This window comes from Trichocoleus sp. FACHB-46 (genome assembly GCF_014695385.1).
Taxonomy (GTDB): Bacteria; Cyanobacteriota; Cyanobacteriia; order FACHB-46; family FACHB-46; genus Trichocoleus.
This window is the reverse complement of record NZ_JACJOD010000030.1, coordinates 1-22066: the sequence shown is the minus strand read 5'-3', so window position 1 is coordinate 22066 and position 22066 is coordinate 1. Positions and strand designations below refer to the sequence as shown.

Below are 22066 nucleotides of genomic sequence, written 5' to 3'. Positions count from 1 at the left end.
GGGAAGAGGTCAGCTCAAATGAAAAAACTTGCCAAGAATTAGCTGATTTTCAGCAGCTCAACATCAAAAATCAAGGTGGCATTAGGAGGAATCACGCCGCCAGCACCACGAGCACCATAACCTAGTTCAGCGGGAATCACGAGTTTGCGACGGCCACCGACCTTCATGGTGCCTACGCCTTCATCCCAACCCTTGATTACTTGACCAACTCCAATTTTGAAGCGGAAGGGTTGACCGCGATCGCGAGAGCTATCAAATTTTGTGCCGTCTTCTAAAGTGCCTGTGTAGTGCACTACGACAGTTTGTCCAGTCTGAGGAGTTGCTCCAGTTCCTGCTTCTATTTCGGTGTACTGCAACCCTGAAGGAGTTGTGACGACATCATTACTATCCATTACCACCTCAGTATTTTCGGACTTCTCTGCGTTGTTAGATAGGGGGTTCTGCGCAATTAAGCTGCTGCTCACTGTTTGTGATACTGCTGGTTGGGGTTGAGTGTTTTGCAACTCCCCAGCGATCGCGGAACTGCGACCACTAATCTGCGTGACGACTAGCAGTACACAGCAAGCTAGCATCAGTCCCAAGCTAATTAAAATCTCTCGCAAAATTCAATTCCTCCTAGCATCGAAAATACAACTAACTTTACAGCCAGCATCCAGTGCTGTTTCAGGTTAGCGTATGCTTTTCAGTTTAAGCTCTGAGTTGAATACTGCGATCGCCCGTTTTAGCGCCACGACTTATTTTCTAAATCCCGCACTTGCCGCTCCAAGCGATCAAGCCGCCCCCGTAGCTCATCCATTTCAGATTGCTTGGGCACACCCAGATCCTGCAAAACGTTACGAAGCTGTCGCTGCATCTGAGCGTCTAAATTGCCTTGCTCAGACTTGAGATGAGTCATCAAGTCATCTGCAAACCTCTTGGCTTGTTCAGGATTGAGTTGTCCTGTTCTCACCCACTCATCGCTGACCTCCCTTAGTTTTTCTGCTACTAGAGAGGTTGTACCCACTCCAATCATCAGTAGCTGCTTAATGAAATTATTGTTGTCCATGCGATTTCTCAGATTGTGCGATTGCAACAGTTGTAAATGTAGGCTTTTGTGTAATTAATGAAGTTTTAGTGTTATTCTTCAAACCGGACTGAACCCAGCCTACAGCTTTATTCTGTCAAATCTAAAGCGTTCCTAACCTGCTTTGGCCAACAAAAAACCACTTGCCGTCTTTAGGTGTAGGTTGTGGGATTTGAGTTTGTTAGACTCACTCGTTACTTTGTGGCCATCAACGACGACTTAGATGGATTAAATTACTCTACAGGAAACATTAGACTGGGTTGTTTATGGTGATCGAGTGGCTCAAAATCAAGGTTGCTCCTGAAATGCGAGAGCAGTACATCCAAAAAGATGCCGAAATTTGGACTGCGTTTCTCTCTGAGTATCCTGGGTTTTTAGGCAAGGAAGTTTGGATCAATCCGGATAACTCTACAGAAGTTATTTTGGTGATCCGCTGGGCTAGTAGAGAGGCTTGGAAATCTGTGCCTAGCGATCGCTTAGCAGCCATAGAGCAGCAATTCGCCCAACAACTAGCTGGCAGCTACCCCATCATTGAAGCGGGGGAGTATCAGGTGCGGAAATTTCCGCAGTCATAAGAGACGATCTCCTTCGAATTCCCTCAAGGCGCTGTAGGGCTTAGGCTAGCATACGAAGAAGACCCGAACCTTCTCTGCTCCAATGCCTGAATGCCCCCGCTGTCATCAAACCGTTAGTTCACAAGCTATCACCTGTCCTCAATGTCACCTGGCGTTGAAAGCTCACGGACATCCTGGGATTCCGTTATATCGAGCTGATGAAGCTACTTATTTATGTGACACTTGCACTTATCACGACGATGACACTTGCAATTTTCCTCAACGACCTTACGCGAAAGAGTGCACACTCTATCAAGATCGCGCCCAAAGCTATGCAAATCTGAGCGCAAGTAAAAGCTACACCAATCAAACCTCTGGCCTCAGTCAGCTCAAAACTTGGATCAAGCGCAATGCTGGCTGGTTAGCACTCATTGGTTTAGTGGTGATTAGCTTGCTCCTGTCGTTGTAGGTGATTCAAGATTGACTTCACGTTTCTACGGACAGCACGCTTATCGTAGCCCCAAGACGGAGTTTAAGGTAGAGTCGCAGGTACAGATGCCACATTCGCATCAGTCGTGTGGTCCACCGCCGGTAAGCTTCCAAGTAACGAGGCTGCTTCTTGAAAAACAGCTAAGTCAAACCAGAAGGTCGTTCCCACACCGACTTCACTCACCAAATGTACGGCGCTGTAGTGTTTTTCAATAATATTTCGCACAATCGACAGCCCTAAACCTGTCCCTTCTAGAGTGTGAACTCGGTTTTCAACCCGGAAGAAACGGTCGAAAATTGCCTCTTGATCTTCTTGATCAATGCCAATTCCCGTATCAGATATTTCAATCCGAACAGTCCGAGGTTGGTTTTGTAGGGCGACTGATTTTAACCGGAACTGCGACTGAAGCACATAAGCTCGAATCGCGACTTTGCCACCGGATTCAGTAAACTTCAGGGCATTACCGACTAGATTGGCAAACACTTGCAGTAGTAAATCGTAGTTACCCACAACTGCTGGCAAGTCTGGTTCAATTTCGTGGCTGAGTTCGATGCCTTTGTCTCTAGCATTGAGCTGATAAGTTCGTAGCGTCTGCTCAATGGGTTGACTGACATCTACGGCCTCGAAGTGATAGCGTTTACAAGATTCTAGACGCGATAAATCCAAGACATCGTTGACTAAACGAGTCAGGCGATCGGTTTCCCGATTAGCCGTTTCTAAGAACTCGCAGCGTTCTTCCTCGGTGAGTTCTTCTCCGTACTCATGCAAGGTTTCAATAAACGATTTGATGTTAAATAGGGGGGTTCTCAATTCGTGAGAAACGTTGCTGATGAACTGGCTCTTAGCTTCATTCAACTCCACTTCACGGGTAATATCTTGAACCGTGATCGCTACCCCCTTGACAGTCTCACGATACTGATCAAAGACAGTCGTAAGCAAAATCCGAACGGTACGGCTAGTTGGCTCTAGTAGGGTAATGCGGAATTCTGCTCCTTCGCGATCGCCTGCCGTCAACTGATACAAAGGCCGATTTAACTCGACTTGCACCGACGCTGGTAAATGGTGCAGCACATTAGCCCCAATCAAATTTTTGCCGTCCCAACCAAAAATGCGCCGAGCTGTAGGGTTCACTAGGACGACATGCATACTGGAATCGAGCAGAACCGCGCCATCGGCAATGGTTGAAACTAGGGTTTCCAGTTTCGCTTTTTCGGCTGTCAGCTCCTCAATATTCTGTTCTTCATAGCGCTCTAAGCGCTCTGCCATGTCGTTGAAGCTGAGAATTAATTCACCCAGCTCCCCGCCTAGAGGCAAATCAATTCGCTGCCTAAAGTTGCCAGCTGCAATATTTTTGACACCCACCAGCAATTCTTTAATGGGTTTTGTAATGGTGAGGGCATTAAACACCGCTCCCAAAATCACCATGACCCAAATCGAGACAAAGACCGCGATCGTCACGTCGCGAGTCAGATTGGAAGAAACCACTACAGTCGGGTTAGGGTTAATGCCGATCGCTAGAACTCCCAGATATTTGCCTTCATGCAACAGCGGCACAAAGACATCGGTGACTTCCCCGTCAGGGGTGAGGTGTTGCCGCACCATGGGGAGTTCCGAATGTTCAGCATAGTTATCGGGTAACTGAATGCGTCGCCGAATGGTCAGCGAATTCTGCACTTCCGATTCAGAAAAGGGAATGCCAAAGAAGATATTGCCATCCTCGTCGGCGTAGAGCATGTAGCGAATGCTAGAAGTGCTGCTGTAGAAGCGATGAGTAAAGCGAGCCAGCTCTGTCCGGTTATCGTCCGCAATTAGAGGCGCAACGTTGGCTGCCAGTAATAGCCCTAAATCCCGACCAAAGCGAGTATCATTCAACCGGGCATCTTGCTGAATGGTATTTACTGCCCAGAAGGTGAGGCCACTCATAATCAGTGACACCACCAAGGTAGCCGCCGCCATCAGTTTGGTCTGGAGCGTGAACTCAGACCACCAGCGAGCCAAGACTTCTCTAATCGTTTTACAAAGCGCTAGCAAGGTTAATCTACGCAACGAGGACAGTAGCACTCCTTAAGGCTTCCCAGAACTTCCTGTCTTCACAGCTACAGTTCTAATAGAAGCGCTCAAGTACCTATATTTTATACATGTTCCTTGAGGAGATCTGTTTCTCAAGGTAGCTCTGCCCTCTAGCCAGATTTCTCAGACTGAAATTAAGGAAATTATCAGCTCAGTGAAGAGCTAGCTGTGCGGACCCGATACCCGATATCGCGACGGTAGTAAGCTCCTTCAAATTGAATTCGCTCTACCGCTTCGTAGGCATTCGCGATCGCTTGATCAAAGGTGTCCCCAATCGCCGTCACACCCAAGACCCGACCCCCATCACTCAAGATTTTTTGGTGCTTGAGTTGGGTACCTGCATGGAAGACCACGGCTCCGATGCTCTCGGCATCATCCATTCCAGTAATCACTTGGCCTTTTTGATAGGTACCCGGATAACCCCCCGCCGCCATCACGACACAGGCCGAAGCACCAGACTTCCAGACGATCGGGGGCATCTCTCGCAGGCGTTGCTGAGCACAAGCCATCAGCAGATCTTCCAGGGGAGTTTCTAGCAGTGGCAGAATTGTTTGAGTTTCTGGATCACCAAAGCGGCAATTAAATTCCACCACTTTAGGTTCGCCCTCAGGGGTAATCATCAGCCCTGCATACAGCACACCTCGGTAGTCAATGCCGCGTTGCCGCAGAGTGGCGATCGCAGGCTCCAAAACTTCTTGCTGAACTCGGCGCATCAATTCTGGGGTCATAATTGGCGCTGGGGCGTAGGCTCCCATGCCTCCGGTATTCGCTCCAGTGTCACCATCGCCAATGCGCTTGTGGTCTTGCGCTGGGAGCAGGGGCCGAATCGTCAAGCCATCGGTTAAGGCCAACACAGAGACTTCTTGCCCTGTCATAAATTCTTCAATCACGACGCGATGACCCGCCGCGCCAAACTGACCATCAAAGGCTGCGGCGATCGCAGCTTGAGCCTCCTCGACAGTCATGGCTACCGTGACTCCTTTCCCTGCTGCCAAACCATCTGCCTTGACTACAATCGGGGCACCTTGAGCCGCCACATAGGCCTGGGCAGGTTCTGCTTCCGTAAATACAGCCGCCTGCGCGGTTGGAATGCCTGCCTCGGCCATCAAATCTTTGGCCCAAGCTTTACTCGATTCAATTTGGGCTCCTGCCTGAGTCGGCCCAAATACCTTTATATTTTGTTGTCGTAGGTAATCTGTAATTCCTAGAGATAAGGGCAGTTCAGGACCTACCACCACCAGAGAAATATTATGAACTAGCGCAAAGCGAGCCATCCCCGCAAAGTCTTCTACTTGCAAGGGCAGATTTTGGCAACGATTTAAGGTCGCAGTGCCACCATTTCCGGGAACACAAACAATCTGCTTCACTCGGTCAGATTGCAAGAGCTTCCAGGCTAAGGCATGCTCACGCCCCCCATTGCCAACAATCAAAATCTTCACGCTATCCTCACTCGCCACGCTTGTATGTGTGCAACCAAAATTCTCAGTGTTTAAGTCAAGCACCCGTCCTAGAGCGCTGACAACTACCTTTACGGGTGGTAACTATATCTGCATTCGTGGATTGTCTATCCAGGTCTTTTAGTCGTAGTCCTCAGCAATTATGCTGTCAAGGATTTCAACTCTTTAGGAAATTGCATGACCTGTAGCACGAATAAGTGCCCATTATCCCATGCCATCCCAGAACTTTAAGGCGTTTTGTTAAAAATCCCTACAGTTTACCTAAAGATAGCTGAACTTAACCACGCTAAATTTAGCTGTCTCCAGATTGAATCAAGTGCTAAAGCTGAAACTTTCAGGCCAAAATTAGATTCTGCTCTTTATATAGATGCGTGCTTTAACTTAGGATGCGGCAACACAATTCAGCCATGACTTTACCCTTCGGTTCCCTCAATCGGCTAGCCAGCCTTACTAGATGGCTGCGATCGCCACAAGTATTGCAGCGTGGCAGCATCATTGCAGCTCTAGTTGTGCTTGGTCTAAGTAGCTATGCCCCCAGTGCTGCCGCCAAGAAAGCAACCCAACCCGATGAATTTCCACCGAATCCTTTGGAACTGAAACTTCCCGATCCTTTGTTACCAGCAGCCACGAGCGATCGCCCTCTGACGGATCAGGAACAGCAAACCCTTAGGACGGCCTTGGATGAACTTAACGCTCAAGCCACTGCGCAATTCCGCTCAGGACAACTAGAAAGCGCTTTTGAAATTTGGTACCGAGAGTTACGCCTGCGACGAGCGTTGGGTTTATTGGAAGAAGTAGCAGCGTTGAACCGAGTGGGTAGCATAGCTTGGGAAGAGAACCGCACCACCGATGTCAGACAAATTTCTGAGCGACTGCAAGCCATTCAACAGCAAGCTCAATCTTCTAATAACTTGGAACTTTTGCGATCGCTGGGGCAAGCTTATCAGCAGCTGCGAGCGAAAGATTTAGCCGTGGCTGTGTACGAACAAACTTTGGCGATCGTGCGCCAGCAGCAAGACTTAGCGGCAGAAGCTAGTACCCTCGATACTATTGGTCAGCTTCACGTCAACTGGTTTTCCTACAACAATGCAGCTACTACCTATCAACAACTCCTGACTTTGGTTCGCAATCGAGGAACCCTCCCAGGAGCCACTCCTAGCCGAACCTTGACTGAAACTAGCCTACTCCAACAGCTTGCCTACATCTACGAACAAGGCAAACAACCAGAGCCCGCGATCGCTGTTCAGCAAGAACTGATTAATCTTTACCAAGCTCAAGATGCCACTCAAGTACCCAGATTAAAGCTGGCGATCGCTGCCAATTATCAAGCTCTAGGGCAACTTAATCAAGCCATAGAAAACTATCAAGCCACTTATCTTCTAGCCCAATCCCTACAACAATTCGCTCATGCCAGCGAAGCTTTGAAACGTTTGGGCGAACTTTACCAAGCGCAAAATGAGCTAGACAAAGCCTTACGTATCTATGGGTTTTTAGTAGATGTAGAAGCCCAGTCCTACAATGTCTACGGCAGAATGAATGCTTACGACAAGCTGGGCCAAATTCACACAGCTCGTAAAGAATACGCCCAAGCAGTTGCGGCCTTCCAGCAAGGTCTCACCCTAGCTCAGCAACTTAACCACCAGCAAGATTATTTCACTAAGCAAATCGAGCTAGCTAATCAGCCTCAACCTGAATCACAAACGAATCCGTAAGGCTAAGGCATGAGGAACTAGGGTTGGCAAACGACTAACCTGATTGAGGTTCGCCTTATTCACCACCAATGTTGAGGTTGGTGCCAAAGAGCTGCGTACCAGCTAAGTTGGCTCCATTAATCGTGGCACCTTGCATGTTGGCGTGATGGAGCTGAGCACTGGCAAGGTTCGCGAGATTCAAATTGGCTTGGTCAAAGACAGCATCACTAGCAAAGGCTCCTGCCAAGTTAGCTCCTTGCAAATTAGCGCCTGTGAGGTCAGACCCTTCCAAATTGGCACGGTTCAGCAATGCCCCTTGTAAGTTTGCACCTCTTAGGTCAGCGCCTAGTAGATGAGCACCTGTCAAATTGGCGCCTCTCAAGTCAGCACCCGTGAGATTACACCCACTGCAAACTTTGGTGCTTAGAAGTTGCTTAACATGGTCAGGGTCTTCAGCTTGGGCTGGCATAGCCATCCACAAAGTTGTCAATAATGCAGTGGCTGCTAACAGTTCTCGTTTCATATTCCTTGCCTCCAAGGAACGCTTGGCTCTATATCTAATCTCGCTTAACTGCCAAACTCTTGCCTCCTGCAACAGGACGAGCTGCAAGGGTGAAATTACTGCGGTCTTGGCCTGGCAGAATGATGTTCCTACCTACTTCAGTTGTAAATCTAATTCGACTCAGTTCAGCCATTTGAGGGAGATTCTTAACTCAGACGGACCCTAGTAGCGAATCCGAGGATCAACATAGGCATTTAAGAGATCGATCGCGATACTGGCCAAAACAACGATCGCCGCAAAAAATACCACAATGCCCTGCACCGTAGGATAATCTCGCTGATTGATCGCCTCGTACAAGCGGTTGGCTAACCCTGGCCAAGAGAACGTCACTTCTGTCAAAATGGCACCTCCCAGCATCGCAGCGAGAGTCAATCCTAAGACCGTGATCACAGGAATCAAGGCATTTTTGAGGGCATGCGACCACAAAACTTTGCCTTCAGAAATCCCCCTAGCTCTGGCAGCTTCTACATAATCCGCCTTCAGGGTTTGCTTGAGATTCACTCGCACCATCCGCTCAAAAATGCCACTGAGTAAAATTCCTAAGGTGAGGCAAGGCAAAGTGAGATAGTAAAGCGCAACTCCAAACTGCGCGAGGTTGCCGCTGAGAAGACTGTCCACCGTGTAGAGCCCAGTTGGCCCTTGTGGTACTGGCACCGTGATTGGAAAACGGCTTCCAATCGGAAACCAACGGAGTTGCACTGCAAAAATAAGTTGCAACAACATGCCTGCCCAGAACAGGGGCACCGAATAAGTAATGATGCCGAACAGTCGCCCACCCGCATCAAACACAGTATCTGGCTTGGAAGCTGAGAGAATGCCAACGCTGACGCCAACTAGCAACGCGATCGCCATGCTAAAGACCGCTAACTCTACCGTGGCGGGGAAATAAGCTTGAATGATTTCCCATACCGATTGGCCTCGGACAGTTAACGAAGTGCCCAGATCTAGACGTAGCAAATCGCCCAAGTAGTTGAGATACTGCTGCCAAAGAGGCAAATCCAACCCTAACTGTTGCCGTAAGGCTACTTTTGCGGCCTCTGGTGCTCTCGGCCCCAAAATCACATCTACGGCATCACCAGGAGTAGCCCGTAGCAACAGAAACACAACTGTAGTGATGGTCCAAAGCATCAAAGGAGCTAAAAACAAACGAGCAACAACGTAATATTGCAGCGCTTTCGAGCGAGACATAGGGCTTTAGTACTAAGTATCAGAATTTTGTGGGTTGATACTGAACATAAATCGAGAATGTAACAAGGGCAACTAAACTTTCTAAATGGTTTGCTCTTTAATAATCAGCATCACTGCCTAAAAATTACAGTTAACAAGCAGAAAGCTGACACCGGATGCTGGTTTTAAGGGATACCACTTAGAAAACTAAGTTCTTATGCTTGTTTTTGTTGTTCCTCTCAAAAGTTCAAGCGTTTCTAATTCGTGGGAAAGAGTTTCTCAGCTCTTTGAAAGATGTATAAAATCAATTTGCAATCAAACATCACCCAACTTTAAAGTGGTGATTGCTTGCCATGAGATCCCTGACATTAAGTTTAGCCATAGTAGCATTGAATATGTGCCAGTAAGCTTTGATCCACCCAGATTGGATGTTTTGGATGACAAACTTCGAGATAAGCTACAAAAGGTTTCATTTGGGTTGACCTTCGCCGAGAAATTTAACCCTTCACACACCATGCTTGTAGATGCTGATGATTGTGTGAGCAAGCACTTAGCAGCTTTTGTGAGCCAGAATCCTCAAGCTAACGGATGGTTTATCAATCAAGGTTACGAGTATGAAAATGGGAGCCGATTAATCTACCGGAACCAAAGCAGCTTCCATCTTAAATGTGGCACTTCAAACATCATTAAATACAGCGCCTATAAGCTATCAGAATTCTCTGGAGAGACTAAAGAGCAGGCCTATTGGATTGGGCATAGAAATGTAGAGAAATCTATGAAAAAAAGAAATATGCCTATTGATCCTTTACCGTTTTCTGGAGCAATTTACAATGTTTTTAATGGAGAAAACATTTATTATCAGAAAAATCTAAGTGATCCCAACAACCCTAGAAAAGCTCACAATTCTGATAGCTTTTTCCTACGTAGTACTAAGCGAGCAGGCAAGCTACTAGCATCTCAATTGTTAACAAACTCAATTCGCGACGAATTTGGTTTGTATCCAATCCATTAGTCTTGCTAGTAGCTTGAACTAGGGTAAAACGATTAACTAGATTAACTAACGGAATTACCCCTTTTTAAGGGAGCTAAACGGAACTTTTTGGGTTGCTTCTAGACGGGCTCCTGAGATGCCTTTTTGAACAAATAAGTACTCTTTATTTTGCCAAAGGGGAATAAAGGGTACGTCCTTCACCAAAAGTTCTTGAATTTCTCCAAAGATTTTTTGGCGGGCCTGGGGATTTCGTTCTTGACGCTCTTGGTCAATTAGTTGATTGATGCGATCGCTGTAGTAGAAAGAGCCTTGGCCCTTGCTAGCACCCTCTTGGCAACCTGTGGTTTCTGAGCCTTTAGCACAAGCTAAGAAGGGCTGAATATAGTTATCTGCATCTAAAAAGTCAGGAGCCCAGTCCAAAATAAACATCGGATAAGCGCCTTTATCCAAGTTTTGGTAAGCAGTCGCCGACTCTACACTTTTTAGGTCAATCGTCATGGCTCCACCCAGTTTTTGGGCAGCTAAAGCCTTGAGGGTGGTAGCAACCAACTCATTGCTGGTCAGGTTAGAACGATACCAAAGTTCTAGTTGCAGCGGCTTGTCTTTGGAGTAGCCTGCTTTTGTCAACAACTCCTGAACTTTTGCAATATTGCCATCCCCATAAGCCTGTTGAAACACAGGGCTGTAGGAATCTAAGGTGGTAGGAATCAAACTGTAAAGTGGCTCCACCTGGCCTTGAAACACCCGTTGTTGCAAAAGAGGGCGATCAATTAGGGCAGCGATCGCTTGTCTGACCAAGGCTTGATCCAGCGGTTTGTCTTGCAAGTTCAAGGTTAGGTAGTAAATGCCATCACCTCGGCCTTCAATCACCTGCCAACCCGATCGCTGTGCTCCCTGTTGTAAACTCCGGACCTGATCTAAGTCCAGGTTTTGGTAAGCAACATCCACCGATCCTGTCTGAAAAGCGTTATATAAATTGGCTGGGCTCGAAAGATTCTGGATATCTACGCCTTGATTCGCAGGCTTTTCACCCCAATACTGGGCAAATACATCCAGCTTTAAGGAATCGGTGCCGTACTGAGCCAATTTATAAGGTCCAGTCCCGACAAAAGTGGCTGGCTTAAATTTGCCTTGGCCGACCTCGTAAGCTTTTGGGGATACAGCGACCGTCCCTGAGAAGGCGAGTAAATTGGGGAAAGCAGCAAAAGGCTTCTTCAGTTGAATGGTTAGCTCACTCTCTCCTGTGGCTGTGACTGACTCCACCGTGTCACTAAGCAAAAAGGAAGGCTGTCCCCCATTCTCAATAAAGCGACGCAGCGAGAAAGCCATCGCTTCGGCGTTAAAAGGGGTGCCATCGTGGAAAACCACGCCTTGCCGCAAAGGAATTTTGTAGGTCAGGCCATCTTCACTCACCTGAGGCAGGGCAGTTGCCAGTTGCGGCTTCAGGTTGGTTGTGCCCGCTTCATAGGTGTAGAGGCGATCGCCTAAGTTGTAGAGTAAATTGCCCGCCCAAATATCGTAAGCATCGGCTGGGTCGAGGGTCCGCACTTTGGCAGTTGTCCCTAAAACGATGCGATCGCCAGTGCTATTGGCCGCAGGAGAACCAGTTGGCTGGGTGGCTTGTCGAGAAGCACAACTGATGGCAAGAAAGCAACACAAACTGAACAAACCCAAAAACTTGCCCAGCGATCGCCACTGCCGGACGGACAAACTCAACCAGTTCATAGCGTACGATTCCAAGTTATGAGGCGTAGGATAGGCACCCTAGCACTGCCACTCTCTAGTAGCAATCACTATTAGCCCTCTTAGATTAAAGCCGAAAGTAGGACCATCAGGTGAGGTACTGAGGACCACCACTGCATCCCTTCGCGATCGCCACAGTGAATCAGGAAAGTTTCGGATAGCTTGACTGATTGAACTTAAGCTCAGGCCAGAGCAATTACTTAGGCAATCACTTGGGCAATTACTTGTGCAAACTCAAAGCCTTACAAACGCAAATTTAGATGGAGTAGTAGATGGGGAAGGATTTTGCTTCCTTAGGCTTCACGTAGACCCGCTGCTCAGGTTCCAGGTTCAATTCATTGAAGCGCTCTCGTGTTAGGTGCGCCGTCACCACTTGGCCATCATCCAAGGTCAGCTCGGCTTGAACTTCCCAACCCAAGTGAATTAAGCGACTGACTCTGGCAGCTGCCGTCACGCCATTCGGGGACGTTTCAATCAGCACATCCTGAGGCCGCAGGAATACTTCTGGGTGAGCTGAGTCGAAACCATTGTCTTGGAAAATGCGAGAACTACTGGGCAGCACATTGACCGGACCAATAAAACTCATGACAAAGGCGCTAGCAGGATGATCGTAAATCTCGGCGGGTGAGCCCATTTGCTCAACACGGCCCTTATTCATCACCACAATCTCATCTGAGACTTCCATTGCCTCTTCTTGGTCATGAGTAACAAATACTGTCGTCACATGCACTTCATCATGCAGTCGCCGTAGCCAGGCTCTTAAATCTTTCCGTACCTTGGCATCTAGCGCCCCAAAAGGTTCATCTAGCAGTAGCACTTGCGGCTCCACTGCTAACGCCCTTGCCAAAGCAACTCGCTGCCGTTGGCCCCCAGAGAGTTGTGACGGATAGCGATCGCCTAGCCCTCTGAGTTGAACTAGGTCTAGCAGCTCTTCCACCCGATTTGTAATCTTTGACTTGGGAGTTTTGCGGATTTCTAAAGAGAAAGCAATATTTTTCCGGACGGTCAGATGCTTGAACAAGGCATAGTGCTGAAACACGAAGCCAATATTGCGGTCTTGGACACTTTGATAAGTCGCGTCTCTACCCGTTAGCAAAATTTTTCCGCTGTCTGGCGTTTCTAACCCTGCTATCAAGCGCAGTAGTGTGGACTTGCCTGACCCTGATGGCCCCAGCAAAGCCACCAATGAGCCAGTTTTTACTTCCAAGCTCACCTGATCTACCGCTTGAAAGCTACCGAACTGCTTAGATACGTTTTCGACTACAATGCCCATTGCTACTGACCTAGGAAGGGTGAAAGCGACAGGATCAGCGATGAGTCGCGCTTAAAATCCCGGTTCACCGATGAGATTACTGTAGTTTTATACCATGAACTGTATCTAATTCACTTAATTCTGTACTTAAATTCCACAGATTACAGACAAGTCTGTTACGAACTGAGCTTTTACAAAAGTGCTTCAGGGCATGAGTCAAACCACCCAAATTCATGTCGGTATATTAAGGTCTGTTGCATTTCAGTCATATCTCTTCTGTTGAGTCTGCTGGAGAGAAAAAGTCCGTGATACCATCTCCTCTTGTAGCCGTAGAAGAGATTGGGAGAAAGACCTTTGGCACTAAGGGTTGCTGTTGTTGGAGGCGGTCCAGCAGGTTCTTCCGCTGCTGAGACATTAGCAAAAGCTGGTATCGAAACTTATTTATTCGAGCGCAAATTAGATAACGCCAAACCCTGCGGTGGAGCCATTCCCCTCTGCATGGTGGAGGAATTTGACTTGCCCCTCAACATCATTGATCGGCAGGTGAGAAAAATGAAAATGATCTCACCGTCCAACGTTGAGGTCAGCATTGGCAGCACGCTCAAGGAAGGCGAATACATTGGCATGTGCCGTCGGGAAGTCCTCGATGGTTTCATGCGCGATCGCGCAGAAAAGCTAGGCGCGAAGCTAATTAATGGCACTGTTCATAAACTTGAGATTCCCAGCAACAACAAGGACCCTTACACACTGCACTATGCTGACCACTCGGATGGCAGCTTAGAAGGCACTGCTAAGACTTTGCAAGTTGACTTGGTCGTGGGGGCAGATGGGGCTAACTCCCGGATTGCCAAAGCCATTGACGCAGGAGACTACAACTATGCGATCGCCTTCCAAGAGCGGATTCGCTTGCCGGAAGACAAAATGGCTTACTACCAAGATCTGGCAGAAATGTATGTCGGTGACGACGTTTCTACTGATTTCTACGCTTGGGTTTTCCCCAAATATGACCACGTAGCGGTGGGCACGGGCACAATGCACGTGAACAAAGCTGACATCAAGAAGCTGCAAGCAGGGATTCGCGCCCGTGCTGCTAAGCGTCTCGAAGGTGGCGAAATCATCAAGGTAGAAGCTCACCCCATCCCTGAGCACCCCAGACCCCGCCGGGTCGTGGGTCGTGTGGCTCTGGTCGGTGATGCTGCGGGTACTGTCACCAAGTCTTCGGGTGAAGGGATTTACTTTGCGGCGAAGTCCGCTCGGATGTGCGCTGAAGCCATTGTGGAATTTTCTAACCAGGGCCAGCGGATTCCCACCGAAGCTGATTTGAAGGTGTACATCAAGCGTTGGGATAAAATGTACGGCCTCACCTATAAGGTGTTGGACATCTTACAATCTGTCTTTTATCGCTCAGATGCCACCCGCGAAGCGTTTGTAGAAATGTGCGCCGACATGGATGTGCAGAAGCTCACATTCGACAGCTACCTTTACAAAACCGTTGTGCCTGCTAATCCCTTGGTACAACTCAAAATCACGGCTAAAACGATTGGTAGCTTGCTGCGCGGTAACGCCCTCGCTCCCTAACTGATTTAGCGCTAAGTTTCTCAATTCGCAATTACTCCAATCGCGATCGCTTGACTTAATAGTTGGGCGATCGTTTTTTATGCTAATTAAAAATATTTCTTAGATTTTGTGAAATTAAGTTCAAAACTTACCTTCACAAAATCTAACCACTAAAAATTGTAACAATTGGGAAAACTATTTTGTGAGACAGAGAAATATCAGCTAGGAGATCTGGATGCCAACGAGAGTATTTTTGTGTAATAGAGAAACCTGGTATCACGGTGTTGAGGATGAAATAAAAGAAGCAAAAGAATTATTGTCCAGAGGTAAAGTTCATCGAGGTGTATGGACTTGTGGCAGTGTTAAGTCCATAGAAGTCAATGATGCCGCTTACTTCAAAAGAGTAGGCAGTGAACCTCTAGGCTTCTTTGCATACGGACGCATTGTTGCTGCTGAAAAAGAGTATCAACTCAGGCTTTTAGAAAAAAACTACAGCAATGTCAGTGAAGCATATCAAGCATGCTATGACGAGGAAGGAAATGTAATTTTAGCTGTTGCTCATGAATGGTACTCAGTTGTTGATTACAACCAACCTCTAGAAATCAAACGGCTCAAGCAAGATCCACAGTTTTCAAAAGCCAACTTCCATTTCCAGGGGTCTGGAGGAAGTTTTAGAGAAGAATGCATCACCTTATTAAATGAGTGTTGGGAAAAACATGCTTTAAATCTGTCAAGGCAAGGATTTGGGGTGCATTTAGCAGAAGCCCTCTACAGAGCAGGACAAGATAGTATCAACCAAAAACTATATGTAGAAGCTATTGACAAATTCTCGCAAGCAATTCACGTCAACCCTAACCTAACCAAAGCATATATCGGTCGAGGCAATGCATATCAAAAGCTAGGAAAACAGCATGAAGCATTGCAAAACTACACTGAAGCAACTCAAATAGAGCCTGCTGATAATTCAGTTGCTTATTACCAACGAGGAATTATTCATGCTGAGTTAGGCAACAAACAAAAAGCTATAGAAGATTTTACCGTAGCTCAAAAACTATTTCTGGACAAATCAGATTTAGTTAACTCTAAAAACGCAGGGGAGAAAATTAAGATATTAGCTTCTAGTAAAACGCTGGAAGTTAGTGAGCTTTCTCGTATAAGAAAGCATATTATCGATGCTCCTGGGGTAGCCAAGAATCTTCAAGAGGCTAAAAGAAAAATTCTTGTTTCTATTATTCGACGGCAAGGGCAGTCTCTATTTCGACAAAATTTGATTGATGTATATGACAGCCGATGTGCCATAACAAACTGTGATGTAGAAGAGGCTTTAGAAGCAGCTCACATTATTCCTTATAGCGATAATGGCAGCAATCAAATTGTGAATGGACTATTGCTAAGAGGTGATTTACACACGCTTTTTGACCTCAACTTAATTGCCATAGAGCCAGAAACTCATACAGTATTGCTTCACCCTAGCCTTCGCCAAAGCAGCTATAGCGATCTGCATCAGAAAAAGTTGCGCCTTCCTTCAGCTACAACTTACAAACCTAGCCAAGAAGCACTTCATCAACGCTGGAACCAGTGTGAGTGGGCTAGAAATCATGAGTAAGAATAGCAGTCGCAACACCAAACAAAAGCTAGCCTGCATTGAGTGAGGAGCGATTGCAGGCTGAGCTGTTATCAGTGGCAGAATAATTTTCAGAACTGCCGGGAATTACTCCACCAACAGTTCCTCTGAATTTTCTGACTTTTCATTACCGGGTAGCTCTAAGCAATAGCCTGCGCCATAGACAGTTTTGATATAGCGCGGATGGCGAGGGTCGGGTTCCAGTTTGGTTCTCAGATGTCTCACATGCACCCGAATCGTTTCAATGTCATCATCTGGGTCATAGCCCCAAACTTCCTTGAGGATTTCGCTGGGAGAAACCGTCTGGCCGTGCCGCTGCAACAGACAATGTAATAGCTCAAATTCTAAATGAGTTAACTTGACGGTGTGATCAAACCAAATCGCCTCAAACCGCTCCGGTACAAGGGTAAGAGGGCCGTAGTTAAGAATCTCACTGTGCTTAGCAGCTTGGGGAATGCGATCGGTCCGACGGAGCAAGGCCCGCACCCTTGCCAGCATTTCTTCTAGCTCGAATGGCTTCGTCAGGTAATCATCGGCCCCTGCATTAAAGCCCTCTACCTTGTCCTGAGTTTGGCTCAAAGCAGTCAGCATCAGCACTGGAATATCAGCAGTGCGTTCATCTCGGCGCAGTCGCTGGCACACTGTAAACCCGTCCACCTTAGGCAGCATCAGGTCCAGCATGATTAAATCTGGCTGCAATTGCAGAGCTATAGCTTGACCTTTAATGCCATCCGGCGCTTGGCTGACGTCATACCCAGCCATTTCTAGGTTGACTGCCACTAGCTCTGAAATCGCAGGATCGTCATCAATAACAAGTATCCGGGGCATCATTAAGAAGTCTTCTCTACAGTAATTTTTTAAGGTTCCATACGAACCACTTGAGGAATGCGAAGATTCCTGTACAGATTATAAGCAAGGATTCTAAATCCTTCCTAAAGGATGATGTAAGTTCTTCTCAACAATTATTTTTAGAGTGAATTTCGCAATTTAGCTGCATATCTCAGCTCGGCGCGGCTTAATCCTAAATTTTCCTTAAATTCGCGATAACTAAGATGAAATGATAGGTGAGCGCCTTTTAAGTAGGTAAAACATTGATATTGTCAGCGCTGCTACTCCTATCTTTGGTAGGAATTATTCTTTTTTCATCGAAATTTCGGCAATCAATTGAGGCTGCGCCAAAGCTCTCAGTTCTACCAATCGACACGATCGCTACTGAGCAACTACCGCGCCTCTTAGTCATCATCCCTGCCTATAACGAGGCAGAAAACATCCAGGACTGCGTTACAGCAGTGCTAAACAGCACTCAGATGCCCCCAGAGCAATTTGAACTGTGGGTAGTGGATGACCAATCTTCCGATAATACGCTTGCGATCGCTCAAGCTCTGCAACTGAGTCTAGGTGATCTCCGGCTCAAAGTTTTAGCGGGGCAGCCTCGGCCAAATGGGGAAGTGTGGGCTGGCAAAAACTGGGCTTGCACTCAAGGCGTTGAGCAGGCAAGCGGAGACTTCTTATTATTCATTGATGCTGATACTCGCTTGCAGCCAAACGGCATCGAGACAGCCCTCCAAGCCGCAGTTCAAGAGGAGACTGACTTGTTAAGTTGTGGTCCTGGTTTAATCTGTGGTTGCTTGGCAGAGTGGCTGGTGCAACCCTTAATGTTTAACCAACTCATTGCTGCTTTTAACTTCGCCGAGGTCAACGATCCAGCCGCAACAGCAGCATTTGCAGCGGGGCCATTCATGTTGTTTCGTCGTGCTGCCTACGAGCAGCTTGGCGGTCATCGAGCCGTGGCTAATCAGATCGTTGAGGATGTGGAACTGGCTCGACTAACCAAACGAAGTGGGCTGAAGCTGCAATATGTAATTGGTACCAATATCGTCAAAGTGCGGATGTATCGCTCTTGGGCAGCTTTGTGGGAAGGCTGGACCAAGAATTTGTATTTAGGGGCGCACCGTAGCGTTGGGTTGATGCTGTATCTGGCTTTGATTGTTCTAGTGGTTTACTCACTACCCTGGCTAGGGCTGGCGATCGCCCTTTACGGAGCCTGGGGTGCCTCCTACACTTGGCTTCCTTATGTAGACATTGGTTTAGCTCTCATCATCATTGCGCTCCAGTATCAGTTACGGCGCATTGGTAGCCAAGTCTCGGGCAGCTCGACCCAGTATTGGTGGCTGAGCGGGGTGGGCGGTGCTTTAGTGGCCGCGATCGCCATTGGCTCAATTATTAAGACCGAAACAGGCTGGGGCTGGACCTGGCGAGGTCGCGTATTGCAGTTGCCCGAAGAACCTATTTCTTAAACTTTTCCTTTGCCAAAGGCTGCTGTCCTTTTATCCTGCTTCTGCTGCTAGCAACTTTACTAGCGCCTGAGCCAAATATTCATATTGCAACACTGTGTTGTAAATCTGCGCGGCTACCCGGACTAAGCGCTTTTGTCCCCCAGGCCAAGGCACAATGGGCACTTCGATGCCGTATTGGTTAAGGAGAGAGATTTGCAACGCCTGGTAAGAGCCATCCGGTAGCGGCACCACAGCTAAAGCCGCAATCATTTCATCGGGGCAGGGGGGCGAGACGTTTAGGGCTTCACACAAAACCTTTCTAGCTGCTAGAGCCTTGGCACGATTTCTCGCCATCAATTCTGGCCATCCTCCAGGCAGCAATCCCCCCAGGAATTCGATCGCTGTAGGTACAGACAGATAAGCACTCGGATCGTAGGTACCAGGCCAGTCAAACTCCAAACGAAATCGTGAGCGATCGGTGCGGGGAGAGTTGGCTCCGTGACTGATGGTCAAAGGGCGAATCTGGGCTTGGCGATCGCGCTGTACATAGAGAAAAGCGGCTCCCTTGGGCGCACACAACCATTTGTGGCAATTCCCGGTATAATACGTAGCCCCAATCGTAGGCAAACTCAGTGGTATGGTTCCTGGCGCATGCGCTCCGTCTATGAGAGTATCGATCCCCCGTTGGCTCAATTCTCTGACTAACGCCTGAATCGGCATTACCAAGCCTGTTTGACTGGAGACATGATCTAGTAGCGCTAGCCGGGTTTTAGGCGAAATCTTAGCAACAACTGCTTCAATCACTTGCTGCGGTGATTCGATAGGCAAAGGAATTTCCGCCACTACTACCTGAGCACCAGAACGAGCGGCGACAAAATCTAAGGCATTGCGGCAAGCATTGTATTCATGGTTTGTCGTTAGCAGCTCGTCGTCAGGCATGAAATGAAGCGATCGCAAAACTGTGTTGATGCCTGTCGTAGCATTCGGCACAAACACCAGATCTAATGGGTCTGCGCCAACAAATTCAGCTAATACCTGCCGAGCCGAATCCAATAAACCTTCTAGATCTTGAGCCAGGAACCGCAGCGGCTGTTGCTCCAAGCGCAAGCGAAATTGCTGTTGGACTTCTAGGACTGGTTTAGGACAAGCCCCAAAGGCTCCATGATTCAGAAAGGTAACATCCGGTTCCAACCACCAGAACTTAGACCAATCTTTGTCAGGCTCAGGTCTCACCTAATATATGTCCTATCTTTGATTAAACTCCCCAGGCAGGACTCGAACCTGCGACCAATCGGTTAACAGCCGACCGCTCTACCACTGAGCTACTGAGGAACGTTTCAGCGCGCGAAACCTATAATAACCAGACTGTTCCTATCTTTGCAACCCCTTTTGAAAACTTTTTTTGGGGAAATTTAGTATTTTCTGAATTTTTTCGGTTTCACACCCATGCGTAGCTCTGCCAAACGCTGTTGAGCAGCGGGATCGAGGGAATTAGCCAAAAACCGCTGAGGCGATCGCTGAGTGTTACGTTGCTTGCGATGGATGCGACGGGCAGCCGTCTCCACCTCAAAAGCTAACTGTTGCGACGACATCCATTCCGCTCCATACCCAACCACTGTCAACTGTTGAGCCCGATCAGAAGTCGCCACAATCAGCCGACTATGAAATTTACGAATATCATGGCGAAACAAAGCACAGGCTCTTTCGATAAAAGTATCTGCGGTCTGACCAAAATCTGTGTAGTGAACAGATAAATTTTGGGTGACAATTTCGCAGTTACTGGCGGTATCGCGATATTGAGCGTCGAAGACAACTTGGGTGTCGTAGCCTTGAAAAGCGCTGTAGTTCGTTAAAGCTTCAATCAGTTTCCATCTGGCCGCCTCTAAGCCATCACAATCACGCGCTTGTTTCAGCTCAGGCCAAGTTCCGACTACGTTGTAGCCATCCACTAATAAAACAGCCTGTAGCAAAGAGCGGGGCATTGTTGAAAAAAGTTTTAGGTTTGCATAAATATATAGTCCGTACTGCCAATCATGGCATTTTTTGTTGCGTTCTGTTGCAAAAACGGCGACAGAATCACTTCTATCGCCGCTGACTATTGATTCATATTTGACCAGCAAAACTAATTGCTGACTCGGTTGCTTTCAGAGGCAACTTCCTGAATTTGCATTAGACGCTGCTTGAGGCGCTCCGGCTCACCCGCATCAATCACGCTGCCTTGGTCCAGCAGAAAGGCACCATCGCAATAATTCAATTCATCTAGACGATGCGTCACCCACAAAGCCGTTAGCCCTCGACTTTTGACCAAGCGTTGCACTTGAATGACTAAATCCAGTTGACTATCTGGATCGAGTAATGCCGTTGGTTCGTCGAGTAGCAACACTTCACAATGCCGGGCGATCGCGCCTGCAATGGCAACCCTTTGTTTTTGTCCACCACTCAAGGCATAAATGGGGCGGCGCTGGAACGCCAACAAATTAACCGCGGTCAAGGCCTCTTCCACCCGTTGACGCACCTGCATTGGCGAAAGCCTTTCTTCTACTAAGCCGAAGGCAACATCAGCTCCAACCGTTGGCATTACCAACTGATGGTCAGGATTTTGAAACACAAAACCCACAGGTTGTGCGGTGCGAATCTCGCCTGACTGAGGGCTGAGTAGACCTGCCAGCAATCTCAGCAAGGTCGATTTTCCACTGCCATTGGTACCCAAAAGCATCCAAAATTCGCCTTCAGGTACTGCTAGCGAGCAACCTTGTAGCACCGTATCCCCTTTCGGCCATTTGAAGACGAGCTGCTCAACAACTACGGCTGCATCCGTTGTTTCGGGCTGAGTAGCTGCGTTCATTCAGCGATCGCAAAGAAACCAGGGGTTTTACCCGAACCTGCACCGGATTTTTCCGAAATCTGGACACCAGAGATTTCGCTGCTGAGCACAGCAATCTTTTTATCTGGCTGGCGATCGCAAGACAATTCCAACACTTGACCACTCCCAGATTTAATTGCGTCCAGCACCTGTCGGTAAGTAGTCTCAGCATCCTCGCTTGACTTGCGCTGGATGGACAGCGTTAGGGGTGTGTTTTTCAGAATCAAATCGATGATGAACATGTAATTCAGAATTTAATGGAAAGTTGACTTCAGTATCTCAACTATAGACAGATTCCGGATTAGGTGAGGTATCAGGGCAATTACAGCTTTTGCCTAGATTTTCATTAGAGGCCAGATTCTGGGCCATCCGGGATGCATAGAGTCCGGATTTAAGAAAAATGGGGATCAGCTCTCAGCAACAGGGGGATGAAATTTCAAAAAGTTACTCATATAATGAAATGCATAGTAAAGAAAAGTAAACTCTACTCACATTTCAACGTTGCTGCTTTCATTTTTTAGATAGGAACTGTTGATTTGTTAGTAAAGTACTTTCTTTAAGTACTCATAACTTAATCTTTGGAGATTTGCGCTATGACCATAGCAATGGGACGCGCGCAGGCAGAGCGGGGGTGGTTCGACGCCCTCGACGACTGGCTGAAACGCGATCGCTTCGTCTTCGTTGGCTGGTCCGGCTTGCTGCTGTT

At 47.7% G+C, this 22066-nt stretch carries 20 protein-coding genes, 1 tRNA gene and 1 pseudogene; 8 read left to right on the top strand and 14 right to left on the bottom strand.

Annotated elements, in window-relative coordinates:
• Positions 1-38: 38 nt before the first annotated feature.
• Both H6F72_RS16660 and H6F72_RS16655 read right to left on the bottom strand, forming a co-directional pair.
• A complete protein-coding gene (locus H6F72_RS16660) occupies positions 39-602 on the bottom strand; it encodes an FKBP-type peptidyl-prolyl cis-trans isomerase (RefSeq protein ID WP_190437907.1) in 564 nt (187 codons plus the stop codon).
• Between the two features lie 119 nt (positions 603-721).
• A complete protein-coding gene (locus H6F72_RS16655) occupies positions 722-1045 on the bottom strand; it encodes a phasin family protein (protein WP_190437905.1) in 324 nt (107 codons plus the stop codon).
• Positions 1046-1329: 284 nt separating this feature from the next.
• Between H6F72_RS16655 and H6F72_RS16650 the strand changes: the two genes are divergently transcribed.
• Positions 1330-1638: a TIGR03792 family protein gene (locus tag H6F72_RS16650; protein ID WP_190437902.1), complete on the top strand. Its 309-nt coding sequence runs from the start codon at positions 1330-1332 to the stop codon at positions 1636-1638.
• An 82-nt stretch (positions 1639-1720) separates the two neighbouring features.
• Entirely contained in the window at positions 1721-2086 is a 366-nt protein-coding gene (locus tag H6F72_RS16645) for a zinc ribbon domain-containing protein (RefSeq protein ID WP_190437900.1), read from the top strand.
• 63 nt (positions 2087-2149) lie between these two features.
• On the opposite strand, the gene nblS is transcribed toward H6F72_RS16645, so the two are convergent.
• Together nblS and purD are read right to left on the bottom strand one after the other, a co-directional pair.
• Positions 2150-4153 (bottom strand): two-component system sensor histidine kinase NblS, encoded by a 2004-nt coding sequence (gene nblS / locus H6F72_RS16640; protein WP_370527513.1) that lies wholly within the window; start codon positions 4151-4153, stop codon positions 2150-2152.
• Between the two features lie 170 nt (positions 4154-4323).
• Positions 4324-5634 (bottom strand): phosphoribosylamine--glycine ligase, encoded by a 1311-nt coding sequence (purD, locus tag H6F72_RS16635; RefSeq protein WP_370527512.1) that lies wholly within the window; start codon positions 5632-5634, stop codon positions 4324-4326.
• Between the two features lie 407 nt (positions 5635-6041).
• On the opposite strand from purD, the gene H6F72_RS16630 reads away from it, so the two are divergent.
• Positions 6042-7346 carry a lipopolysaccharide assembly protein LapB gene (locus H6F72_RS16630; protein ID WP_199299135.1) on the top strand — a complete coding sequence of 435 codons (1305 nt, stop codon included), beginning with the start codon at positions 6042-6044 and terminating at the stop codon, positions 7344-7346.
• A 55-nt stretch (positions 7347-7401) separates the two neighbouring features.
• Here the strand turns inward: H6F72_RS16630 and H6F72_RS16625 are convergent, their stop codons facing one another.
• The gene (locus tag H6F72_RS16625; RefSeq protein ID WP_190437897.1) at positions 7402-7848 is read right to left on the bottom strand and encodes a pentapeptide repeat-containing protein; all 447 of its coding nucleotides are present in this window, start codon (positions 7846-7848) and stop codon (positions 7402-7404) included.
• Positions 7849-8049: 201 nt separating this feature from the next.
• Positions 8050-9075, bottom strand: a complete 1026-nt coding sequence (locus H6F72_RS16620) for an ABC transporter permease (protein ID WP_190437895.1) — start codon at positions 9073-9075, stop codon at positions 8050-8052.
• 196 nt (positions 9076-9271) lie between these two features.
• Between H6F72_RS16620 and H6F72_RS16615 the strand changes: the two genes are divergently transcribed.
• Positions 9272-10066, top strand: a complete 795-nt coding sequence (locus H6F72_RS16615; RefSeq protein ID WP_190437892.1) for a glycosyltransferase family 2 protein — start codon at positions 9272-9274, stop codon at positions 10064-10066.
• A 54-nt stretch (positions 10067-10120) separates the two neighbouring features.
• Here H6F72_RS16615 and H6F72_RS16610 read toward each other — a convergent pair whose 3' ends face one another.
• Together H6F72_RS16610 and H6F72_RS16605 are read right to left on the bottom strand one after the other, a co-directional pair.
• On the bottom strand, positions 10121-11770 hold the full coding sequence (locus tag H6F72_RS16610; RefSeq protein WP_190437889.1) for an ABC transporter substrate-binding protein: 1650 nt from the start codon (positions 11768-11770) through the stop codon (positions 10121-10123).
• 274 nt (positions 11771-12044) lie between these two features.
• Complete coding sequence (locus tag H6F72_RS16605; protein WP_190437888.1) at positions 12045-13061, bottom strand: sulfate/molybdate ABC transporter ATP-binding protein; 1017 nt, start codon at positions 13059-13061, stop codon at positions 12045-12047.
• Positions 13062-13394: 333 nt separating this feature from the next.
• Between H6F72_RS16605 and chlP the strand changes: the two genes are divergently transcribed.
• Both chlP and H6F72_RS30310 read left to right on the top strand, forming a co-directional pair.
• Positions 13395-14618, top strand: coding sequence for a geranylgeranyl reductase (gene chlP, locus H6F72_RS16600; protein WP_190437885.1), 1224 nt, complete (start codon positions 13395-13397; stop codon positions 14616-14618).
• A gap of 214 nt (positions 14619-14832) precedes the next feature.
• Complete coding sequence (locus tag H6F72_RS30310) at positions 14833-16203, top strand: tetratricopeptide repeat protein (RefSeq protein WP_190437882.1); 1371 nt, start codon at positions 14833-14835, stop codon at positions 16201-16203.
• 105 nt (positions 16204-16308) lie between these two features.
• Here H6F72_RS30310 and H6F72_RS16590 read toward each other — a convergent pair whose 3' ends face one another.
• Positions 16309-17049 (bottom strand): response regulator transcription factor, encoded by a 741-nt coding sequence (locus H6F72_RS16590; protein WP_190438593.1) that lies wholly within the window; start codon positions 17047-17049, stop codon positions 16309-16311.
• 269 nt (positions 17050-17318) lie between these two features.
• Between H6F72_RS16590 and H6F72_RS16585 the strand changes: the two genes are divergently transcribed.
• A complete protein-coding gene (locus H6F72_RS16585; protein WP_242016985.1) occupies positions 17319-18518 on the top strand; it encodes a glycosyltransferase family 2 protein in 1200 nt (399 codons plus the stop codon).
• Between the two features lie 30 nt (positions 18519-18548).
• Here H6F72_RS16585 and H6F72_RS16580 read toward each other — a convergent pair whose 3' ends face one another.
• From H6F72_RS16580 to H6F72_RS16560, 5 genes are all read right to left on the bottom strand, one after another.
• Complete coding sequence (locus H6F72_RS16580; protein WP_190437877.1) at positions 18549-19730, bottom strand: aminotransferase class V-fold PLP-dependent enzyme; 1182 nt, start codon at positions 19728-19730, stop codon at positions 18549-18551.
• A gap of 27 nt (positions 19731-19757) precedes the next feature.
• A tRNA-Asn gene (locus H6F72_RS16575) sits at positions 19758-19829 on the bottom strand.
• Between the two features lie 80 nt (positions 19830-19909).
• A complete protein-coding gene (locus H6F72_RS16570; protein ID WP_190437874.1) occupies positions 19910-20479 on the bottom strand; it encodes an NYN domain-containing protein in 570 nt (189 codons plus the stop codon).
• A 140-nt stretch (positions 20480-20619) separates the two neighbouring features.
• Positions 20620-21342, bottom strand: a complete 723-nt coding sequence (locus tag H6F72_RS16565) for an energy-coupling factor ABC transporter ATP-binding protein (RefSeq protein WP_190437872.1) — start codon at positions 21340-21342, stop codon at positions 20620-20622.
• Complete coding sequence (locus H6F72_RS16560) at positions 21339-21602, bottom strand: hypothetical protein (protein WP_190437869.1); 264 nt, start codon at positions 21600-21602, stop codon at positions 21339-21341. Before H6F72_RS16560 ends, H6F72_RS16565 begins: the two co-directional genes overlap by 4 nt.
• Before the next feature lie 351 nt (positions 21603-21953).
• Between H6F72_RS16560 and H6F72_RS16555 the strand changes: the two are divergent.
• A pseudogene (locus H6F72_RS16555) lies at positions 21954-22066 on the top strand (photosystem II D2 protein (photosystem q(a) protein)); the annotation flags it as partial.

Bases quoted from the DNA above. Each gene is read 5' to 3' on its own strand.
- H6F72_RS16655 (WP_190437905.1), bottom strand. From the start codon at position 1,045: ATGGACAACAATAATTTCATTAAGCAGCTACTGATGATTGGAGTGGGT.
- H6F72_RS16650 (WP_190437902.1), top strand. From the start codon at position 1,330: ATGGTGATCGAGTGGCTCAAAATCAAGGTTGCTCCTGAAATGCGAGAG.
- H6F72_RS16645 (WP_190437900.1), top strand. From the start codon at position 1,721: ATGCCTGAATGCCCCCGCTGTCATCAAACCGTTAGTTCACAAGCTATC.
- H6F72_RS16630 (WP_199299135.1), top strand. From the start codon at position 6,042: ATGACTTTACCCTTCGGTTCCCTCAATCGGCTAGCCAGCCTTACTAGA.
- H6F72_RS16625 (WP_190437897.1), bottom strand. From the start codon at position 7,848: ATGAAACGAGAACTGTTAGCAGCCACTGCATTATTGACAACTTTGTGG.
- H6F72_RS16620 (WP_190437895.1), bottom strand. From the start codon at position 9,075: ATGTCTCGCTCGAAAGCGCTGCAATATTACGTTGTTGCTCGTTTGTTT.
- H6F72_RS16615 (WP_190437892.1), top strand. From the start codon at position 9,272: ATGCTTGTTTTTGTTGTTCCTCTCAAAAGTTCAAGCGTTTCTAATTCG.
- H6F72_RS16610 (WP_190437889.1), bottom strand. From the start codon at position 11,770: ATGAACTGGTTGAGTTTGTCCGTCCGGCAGTGGCGATCGCTGGGCAAG.
- H6F72_RS16605 (WP_190437888.1), bottom strand. From the start codon at position 13,061: ATGGGCATTGTAGTCGAAAACGTATCTAAGCAGTTCGGTAGCTTTCAA.
- H6F72_RS30310 (WP_190437882.1), top strand. From the start codon at position 14,833: ATGCCAACGAGAGTATTTTTGTGTAATAGAGAAACCTGGTATCACGGT.
- H6F72_RS16590 (WP_190438593.1), bottom strand. From the start codon at position 17,049: ATGCCCCGGATACTTGTTATTGATGACGATCCTGCGATTTCAGAGCTA.
- H6F72_RS16570 (WP_190437874.1), bottom strand. From the start codon at position 20,479: ATGCCCCGCTCTTTGCTACAGGCTGTTTTATTAGTGGATGGCTACAAC.
- H6F72_RS16565 (WP_190437872.1), bottom strand. From the start codon at position 21,342: ATGAACGCAGCTACTCAGCCCGAAACAACGGATGCAGCCGTAGTTGTT.
- H6F72_RS16560 (WP_190437869.1), bottom strand. From the start codon at position 21,602: ATGTTCATCATCGATTTGATTCTGAAAAACACACCCCTAACGCTGTCC.